An 8,111-nucleotide genomic window follows, 5' to 3' on the forward strand; every position below is an offset into this window, starting at 1 on the left:
CCCTGGGCCGGAACCTGCATTCGGGACGCTTCGTGTTCTCCACCGATCCGGCTGCCAACGGCATCACCACCCAGTAGGTCGGGACATGCCGGGCGGACGAAACGTTACGGCAGCGCCTGCACCAGGTACGACTCGATGACGTAGCTGAAAGGCTGCTGCTGGCGGTCGCGCAGCAGTGCGCGCACTTCCAGGATCACACCATGGTCGCCTTCGCCGCGCGGCGGCCAGAACGTCTGGTCGGTCACGGTCTGGCGCTGGAAGCCGAGCGGACCGACCACGCGGCCGAACGGCTCGTCGGTCGTGTCCAGGACCTGGTTCATGGCCGGGCTGAGATGGTCGGGCAGGTACCAGTTGTCGGCCTCGGACAGCACGCGGCTGCCGCAGGCCAGCTGCACGCGCCGGTAACGCAGGGGCATGGAGGCAGTGGCGCCCAGGGCCTGCAGCACGTCGGCCGGCGCGGTCTTGTCCTGGCCGTGCACACGCACGGCACGGACCCGGGCCTGCTCGGCCAGGCCGTGCTCGGCGCACCAGCTTTCCAGGGTGGCGGTGGCGCTCTGGCCGGCCAGCACGCGCTGATGCAGTACCTCCACCAGCGCGGCGGAGGCAATCCGCTGCTGGCCCGGCGGCGCCTGCAGGGGCGCGCTGGCGTTGGCATCGGTGGCGGACAGGCTGGCGATCGGGGCAGCGGCCAGCAGGGACGCGGCCTGCCAGCGGCGAAGACGATCGTGGCGGTCGGACGGGCCCATGCGGCATCACAGCGGAAACAGGCGCCCATGTTACCCGTTCAGGCGTGTATCCGGCGTCCCTGCGGCGCACGGTCGCGGACGGGATTCATCGTGCCGGTGAATGCATGGCATGCAGATATTTCGTTGGCCGATGGACGCGGCGGCGGGCAGGATGGCGCCAGTGTTGGCTTTCCGGGAGAACCTGATGACCCTGCAGTTCGTCCATGGTGGCGTCGATCGCGACGGTGCCCCGCTGCATTTCCACATCCGTGATGGCCGGTTTGTCGGCATCAATGGCGACGATGCAGCAGCACAGGGAGCCGAAAGCGTCGATCTGACCGGTTTTAGCGTGCTGACTGGACTGGTCGACGGCCATATCCACCTGGACAAGAGTTTCGTCGGCGACCGCTGGCATCCGCATCAGCCGGTGAACAGCCTGCGCGAGCGTCTGGCGGTGGAAAAGGCCGCGATTGCCACCGCCGCACCCATGGCCGATCGTGCCGAGGCCCTGATCCGCCAGTGCAGCGGATTCGGTACGGTGGCGATGCGGTGCCACGTCGACATCGATGGCAGCACCGGCCTGCGTCACCTGGAGGCGGTGCGTGAAGCGGCGCTGCGTTGTGCCGACATCATGCGCATCCAGTTGGTGGCATTCCCACAGGCCGGCGTGATGTCGTGCCCGGGTACGGCGGTCATTCTGGAACAGGCGATTGCTGCCGGGGTGGAGGTGCTTGGAGGCATCGACCCGAGCACGCTGGACGGGGATGCCGAAGGCCAGCTTGCGTTGTTGTTCGGGCTGGCCGAGCGCTATGGCGTGCGTCTGGACATCCATCTGCACGAGCCGGGCGAGACCGGGCTGGCGCAGCTGCTGCGGATCGCCGCGCGCACACGCGCGGCGGGCCTGCAGGGCAGGGTGGCGGTCAGTCACGCCTATGCGCTGGGCGAGGTGCCGTTGGCGCGGGCCCTGCAGGTGGGTGAGGCCTTGGCTGCCGCAGGCGTAGCGATCATGAGCAATGCGCCGGGCGACCATCCGTTCCCGCCGCTGCGTGCTCTGCACGACGCCGGTGTGCGCGTGTTCGCCGGCAACGACAACATCCGCGACTGCTGGTGGCCCTATGGCAATGGCGACCTGCTGCAGCGGGCGATGCTGCTGGGCTATCGGTCGGGCTTCTACACCGATGCGGACCTGATGCTGGCGCTGGACATGGTCACCACCCATGCGGCGGAGGTGATCGGGTTGCCGCAGTACGGCATTGCAGAAGGTCGTCCGGCCACCTTCGTGGCGGTGCGTGCCGACCATGGCCCGGCGGCGGTGGCCGCAGTGCCGGCCGAGCGACGCGTGGTGGTCGACGGCCGTTGGCTGTAGCGGCCGGGCCGAGCCCGGTAGCACCTGGTAGTGCCGGCCGCTGGCCGGCAACTTCAACAGCAACAGCCAAAGCAACAGCGGCATGCCGTGGGAGGGCGGTGCGGTGTCGGATTGCGGGTACGCCGCAAGTACGTCCCTGTAGGCTCGGCAGCCGCATCCATGCGGCTGACACCCCGCAATCCGACACCGCACCGCCTCCGACAGTTTTCCCGGTGGCCAGTAGATCCACGCCATGCGTGGATGAATCTCCATTGGAAATCGAATATCTCGAAAAGCATCCACGCGTGGCGTGGATCTACTGGTCGACCAAGGTCGACACCTACCAAGAGCAGGCCATGCCACCCCGCCATCCCACAGGAAACCAGCTGTTGTCGTTGCCGTTGAGGTCGCCGGCCAGCGGCCGGCACTACCAATGCGGTGCAGGGCGCAGCCCTGCCGACTATTCCGGCTCGCGCTGCACCTGGCGCCACAACTCGCTGGCCAGCGCACGCACCGCATCATCGGCATCGGCGCGATGCAGCAGGCCGATCTCGTAGTTGTCGACAAGGGGCAGGTCGCGCTGACCATCGATGATGCGGTGTTCGCGGTTGACCGCGCGCCGTGGCAGCAGGCTGATGCCGATGCCGTCGGCCACCGCGCCCTGGATGCCGCTCAGCGAGGAACTGGTGAACGCGATGCGCCAGCGCAGGCCCAAGGCCTCGACGGCCTGGATCATCTCGTCGCGGTACAGCCCGCGCGGCGGGAAGGTGACCAGTGGCAGCGGGTCCTGCTGCAGGCTGCTGCTGCGCAGGCTGTCGATCCAATGCATCGGTTCGCGTCGGCAGTGCACGGCCTGGCGGGTGTTGCGACGCTGCTTGACCAGCACCAGGTCCAGCTCGCCATGGTCGAAGCCATGGGCCAGATCACGGCTGAGGCCGCTGCTGATTTCCAGCTTGACCTGCGGGTGGCGGCGACTGAAGGCGGCCAGCATGCGCGTGGTCTGCGGGTTCACGAAGTCCTCCGGCACGCCGATGCGCACCGCGGTCTCCACGGTGGCGCCGGCCAAGGCCTGGGCCAGTTCCTCGTTCAGATCCAGCATGCGCCGGGCATAGCCCAGCAGGGTGTGCCCGGCGTCGGTGGGATGCACGTCGCGGTGGCCGCGTTCAAGCAGGCGGTGGCCGGCAAGCTCCTCCAGGCGGCGGATCTTCTGGCTGACCGTGGACTGGGTTGAATGCAGGCGGGTAGCCGCGGTGGTGAAGCTGCCACAGTCGGCGACCATCACCAGGGCCCGCAGCAGGTCCAGTTCGAACACTGTTCTATTCGATTTGGCACTGTCTTGCATTTGAACATTTCACTTCTGGATACCCGTGCCGACTTCTACCATGCAGGGCAGGGGCCGGCAATGGCCGGCGCCATTGCGCATGAGGAGAGTCACGATGCACCACCCTCGCTCCCGGCAGCGCCGTTCGCCATTGGCCCGCATGCTGCTGCTGTGCCTGCTGGCCATGGTCATCCCGGCGTGTACGGCGACTTCCCGAAGCGACGCCGATGCGCAGCTGCGCGATGCCGCCAGCCGCGGTGATGCCCGCGCCGTGCGCGAGGCACTGGATGCGGGTGCTGATCTGGAGGCGCGTGACGGCCAGGGCCGCACGGCCCTGCTGCTGGCCACCCACGGCAACAGCGTGGACGCGGCGCGGGAACTGATCGAGGCCGGTGCCGACGTCAATGCCAAGGACGCGATGCAGGACAGCGCGTACCTGTATGCCGGCGCGCGCGGCCTGGATGAGATCCTGGCGCTGACGCTCGCCCACGGTGCAGACCTGCGCAGCACCAACCGCTATGGCGGYACSGCGCTGATTCCTGCGGCCGAACGCGGCCACGTCGCCACCGTGCGTACGCTGCTGCGCGCCGGCGTGGCCGTGGATCATGTCAACCGCCTGCACTGGACTGCACTGCTGGAGGCGATCCTGCTTGGCGATGGCGGCCCGCGCCACGTGCAGATCGTACAGTTGCTGCTGGACGCTGGCGCCAACCCCGAGCTTGCCGATGGCGACGGCGTAACGCCGCTGGCGCATGCCAAGCAACGCGGCTACACCAACATCGAAACCCTGCTGCGCCAGCATGGCGCGACGCGCTGACACCCGCCCCTTCCACCCGCACGCTGCCGTGCCCACCAGGATGCCGTCCATGTTCCGTTCCCATCCGTTGTCCCTTGCCGTCCTTCTTGCCGTTGCACCGCTGTCGGCGTCTGCCGCCGAGCGCGCCGATCTGCTGATCCGCAACGCCACGGTGGTCGATGTCGAGCACGCACGCAGCGTGCCCGGGCAGAGCGTKGTCATCCGTGGCGAGGACATCGTCGCRGTCGGYCCCGATGCGCAGSTRCGCAGCCAGTGGAGCRCCAGCCGSCAGATCGACGCCAARGGCAAGTACCTGATTCCRGGCCTGTGGGACATGCACGTGCAYTTCGGCGGCGGGCCGGCGCTGGTGGAAGAGAACAAGGCGCTGCTGCCGCTATACATCGCTCATGGCATCACCACGATCCGCGATTGCTCCGGTGATCTTCCGCAGCAGGTACTGCAGTGGCGCGGCGACATCGCCAACGGCACGCTGTTCGGTCCCCGCCTGCTGACCTCCGGTGCGAAAATCGAAGGCATCAAGCCGGTCTGGAAGGGCACCATCGAAGTGGGCAGCAAGGCCGACGCGGACAAGGCGATCGAGCGCCTGCAGCACGACAAGGTCGACTTCGTGAAGATCACCGACAGCACGCTGACGCCGGAGCTGTTCCTGTACTCGGCCAGCGCGGCGCGCAAGGCGGGTCTCAAGGCCTCGGGCCACATTCCGATGGCGTTGACGGTGGAGCAGGCCGTGGATGCGGGCCTGGCCTCGATCGAGCATCTGGACTATGCCTTCAAGGCTGGCAGCAAGGACGAGGCGCAGATCGCGGCCGATTTCGGCGCCGGGCGCATCGATCGCGCCGAAGCCAACCGCCGGCTCGACGCCAGCTTCGATCGCGAAACCGCGCTGCATGCCTACCGTGATTTCGCCAAGCGTGGCGTATTCGTGACGCCGACCCTCAACGGTGGCCGCATCCTCGACTTCCTCGACCAGGACGACCACGCCAACGACCCGTATCTGGCCTATATCGGCCCGGGCCTGCGCGCGACCTACACCTGGCGCATCGAACGCGCGGCCAAGGCCACCCCGGCGCAGATCGAGGCGCGCCATGCGCAGTACCACCAGGTGGCTGCGGTGCTACCGCTGCTGCAGGAAGCGGGAGTGACGATCATTGCCGGTACCGATGCTGGCTTCCTCAATTCGTTCAACTACCCCGGCATCGGCCTGCACCAGGAACTGCAGCTGTTCGTGAAGGAAGGCCTGAGCGCACCGCAGGCGCTGTCGGCCGCGACCCGTTCGGGCCCGGCCTGGTTCGGCCAGATGCAGCGCTATGGCGGCGTCGCCACGGGCAAGGCGGCCGATCTGGTGTTGCTGACCGCCAACCCGTTGCAGGACATCGCTGCCACCGAAAAGATCGACAGCGTGATCCTGCGCGGTGATGTGTACGATCGCGCGGCGCTGGACAAGATGCTGGCCGACACCAAGGCAAAGGTCGCTGCATGGAATGCCGTGGCGAAGCAGGACCACGCTTCGCAGTGATGCGGCCGGTAGCGCCTAGCGCGGTGCCGGCCGCATGCCATGCAGCTGCGGCAGCGTGGTTTTCATCGCATCGATGAAGGCGCGCAGGCGCAGCGGTTGCTGTCGCGCAGCGGGGAACACCAGATGCACCGGCAGCGGTGGTGCCTGCCAGTCCGCTAAAAGCTGCACCAACCGACCTTCGGCCAGATCCTCGGCCACCAGCCAGGCCGACACCACTGCGGCCCCCAATCCCGCACGTGCGGCCTGCTGCACCACGAACAGGTTGTCACTCAGCAGGCGCGGCGTGATCGACAGCGTGTGCGCACGGCCCTGCGCATCGTGCAGCAGCAGACGTTCGCGGTAGTAGGTGACCAGCGAGATCCACGGCAATGCCTGCGCCTGTTCGGGGGTGGTGATCGACTCCGCATCGGCCAGCGACGGTGCGGCCACGACAATGCGAGGTACTTCGGCCAGCGGCAGGGCAACCACGCGCGGTTCATCGACCGCGCCGACCCGCACCGCGCAGTCGATGCCTTCGGCGATGAAGTCCGGGCGGCGGTCCTCGAGGATCCACTCCAGGCTCAGTTGTGGATGCTGGGCCAGGAAGTCGAGCATGGTGGGCAGCAGCTGCGCCTGGCCGAACGCATGCGGGACCATCACCCGCAGGCGGCCGCTGAGCCTCTGTGTCTGCCCGTGCAGCTCGRCCTGCAGCGCTTCCCATTCGTCCACCACCCGCTGCGCATGGCGTTGGCAGCGCTGGCCGTCCTCGGTCAGCAGCAGGCCGTGGGTAGAGCGCTGCAGCAGGCGCAGGCCCAGCTGCCGTTCCAGGGCTTGAAGCCGACGGCTGACGGTGGGCTGGGTGGTGCCCAGCTGCACGGCGGCGGCCGAAAGGCTGCCGCTGTCGACGATGCGCAGGAAGGTACGCAGCAGGTCCAGGCGGTCGCCGCCCGATGCGAGATCGTTCATGCGTATGGCGTATGTAAAGTATGTTGTTGAGCCTACTACAGACGCATCGCGAATGTAGGCACGCTAGGCTCCAATTCTCTCCCTGGTGCCTTCCATGCCCGCTCCCTCGCTCTCAACCGTCGTCTCTGCGCCACGCGCTGCGCCCGCCCCGTCCCTGGTGCTGGCCATGGCCGCCGGCGCGGGCTTTTCGGTGGCCTCGCTCTATTACAGCCAGCCGATGCTGGGCCTGATCGCGCAGGATCTGGCTGCGGGCGAGCGTGCCGTGGGCCTGGTGCCGACGCTGACCCAGCTGGGCTATGCGCTGGGCATCCTGCTGCTGGCTCCGTTGGGCGACCGCTTCGACCGGCGCAACCTGATCCTGCTGAAGTCGGTGCTGCTGGCGTTGGCCCTGGGGGCGGCCGCCCTGGCCGGCCAGTTGCCGGGGCTTCTGGTTGCCAGCCTGCTGGTGGGGCTGATGGCCACGCTGGCACAGGACATCGTGCCGGCCGCCGCGGTGCTGGCACCGGATGCGCAGCGCGGGCAGGTGGTGGGCAGAGTGATGACCGGCCTGCTGCTGGGCATCCTGCTGTCGCGCGTGGTCAGCGGCGTGGTGGCCGAAGCCTGGGGCTGGCGCGTGCAGTTCGGCCTCGCTGCGCTTTCGGTGCTGGCGATGGGGGCGGTGATGGCACGCGCACTGCCGCACTTCGCTGCGACCAGCACGCTGCGTTATCCGGCGCTGCTGGGTTCGTTGCTGGCGCTCTGGCGCGAGCAGCCGCAGCTGCGCCGCGCCGTGGCCAGCCAGTCGCTGCTGGCGGTGGGCTTCAGTGCGTTCTGGTCGACGCTGGCGCTGATGCTGCACGCACGGCTGGGCCTGGGCAGTGCCGCCGCGGGTGCGTTCGGCATTGCCGGTGCTGCCGGTGCATTGGCGGCACCGGTTGCCGGTCGTTTTGCAGATCGGTTGGGCAGCCCCGCGGTCGCGCGGTTGGCGATTGCCGTCGCCTTGGTTGGCTTTGCGCTGTTGCTGGTCGATGCGTGGCTGCCGGCCGTGGCGCTGCTGCCGTTGCTGGTGGTCAGCGCGCTGCTGTTCGACTTCGGTTTCCAGTCGGCGCTGGTCGCGCACCAGACCCTGGTCTACGGCCTGGTGCCGCCGGCGCGCAGTCGCCTCAATGCACTGCTGTTCACCGGCATGTTCATCGGCATGGCTGGCGGTGGTGCGTTGGGCAGCCTGGCGCTGGCGCAGTGGGGTTGGCACGGCGTGGCGTGGCTGGCGACGATCTGCGCCGGCGGCAGCCTGCTGATCCGTCTGCGTTGAGGGTGGTTCGGCAGGGCTGCGCCCTGCACCTGCTGTAGTGCCGGCCGCTGGCCGGCAACCTCAACAGCAACAGCAACAGCGGGTATTCCGTGGAGGGCGGGGCGGTGTCGGATGGCGGGGACGCCGCAAGTACGTCCTTGTAGGCTTGGCA

Annotated in this window: 7 protein-coding genes; 4 read left to right on the forward strand and 3 right to left on the reverse strand. The window is 68.1% G+C overall.

What is annotated here, in order from left to right; all coding sequences use genetic code 11:
* Positions 1–104: 104 nt before the first annotated feature.
* On the reverse strand, positions 105–746 hold the full coding sequence (locus tag AC1DJN_RS18475) for a hypothetical protein (RefSeq protein WP_282280104.1): 642 nt from the start codon (positions 744–746) through the stop codon (positions 105–107).
* Between the two features lie 184 nt (positions 747–930).
* Here AC1DJN_RS18475 and AC1DJN_RS18480 point away from each other — a divergent pair, with 184 nt between their 5' ends.
* A complete protein-coding gene (locus AC1DJN_RS18480) occupies positions 931–2,091 on the forward strand; it encodes an amidohydrolase family protein (protein WP_442251978.1) in 1,161 nt (386 codons plus the stop codon).
* 439 nt (positions 2,092–2,530) lie between these two features.
* Here the strand turns inward: AC1DJN_RS18480 and AC1DJN_RS18485 are convergent, their stop codons facing one another.
* Positions 2,531–3,412 carry a LysR substrate-binding domain-containing protein gene (locus AC1DJN_RS18485; RefSeq protein ID WP_032975274.1) on the reverse strand — a complete coding sequence of 294 codons (882 nt, stop codon included), beginning with the start codon at positions 3,410–3,412 and terminating at the stop codon, positions 2,531–2,533.
* A gap of 94 nt (positions 3,413–3,506) precedes the next feature.
* On the opposite strand from AC1DJN_RS18485, the gene AC1DJN_RS18490 reads away from it, so the two are divergent.
* The gene (locus AC1DJN_RS18490) at positions 3,507–4,208 is read left to right on the forward strand and encodes an ankyrin repeat domain-containing protein (RefSeq protein WP_309909996.1); all 702 of its coding nucleotides are present in this window, start codon (positions 3,507–3,509) and stop codon (positions 4,206–4,208) included.
* Between the two features lie 49 nt (positions 4,209–4,257).
* Positions 4,258–5,724, forward strand: coding sequence for an amidohydrolase family protein (locus AC1DJN_RS18495; protein WP_478039710.1), 1,467 nt, complete (start codon positions 4,258–4,260; stop codon positions 5,722–5,724).
* Between the two features lie 15 nt (positions 5,725–5,739).
* Here the strand turns inward: AC1DJN_RS18495 and AC1DJN_RS18500 are convergent, their stop codons facing one another.
* Complete coding sequence (locus AC1DJN_RS18500) at positions 5,740–6,669, reverse strand: LysR family transcriptional regulator (protein WP_478039712.1); 930 nt, start codon at positions 6,667–6,669, stop codon at positions 5,740–5,742.
* Between the two features lie 94 nt (positions 6,670–6,763).
* Between AC1DJN_RS18500 and AC1DJN_RS18505 the strand changes: the two genes are divergently transcribed.
* Positions 6,764–7,960 carry an MFS transporter gene (locus tag AC1DJN_RS18505; RefSeq protein WP_134832713.1) on the forward strand — a complete coding sequence of 399 codons (1,197 nt, stop codon included), beginning with the start codon at positions 6,764–6,766 and terminating at the stop codon, positions 7,958–7,960.
* Positions 7,961–8,111: the final 151 nt, after the last annotated feature.

The sequence above is a fragment of the Stenotrophomonas sp. 05L414_2 genome (assembly GCF_056397905.1).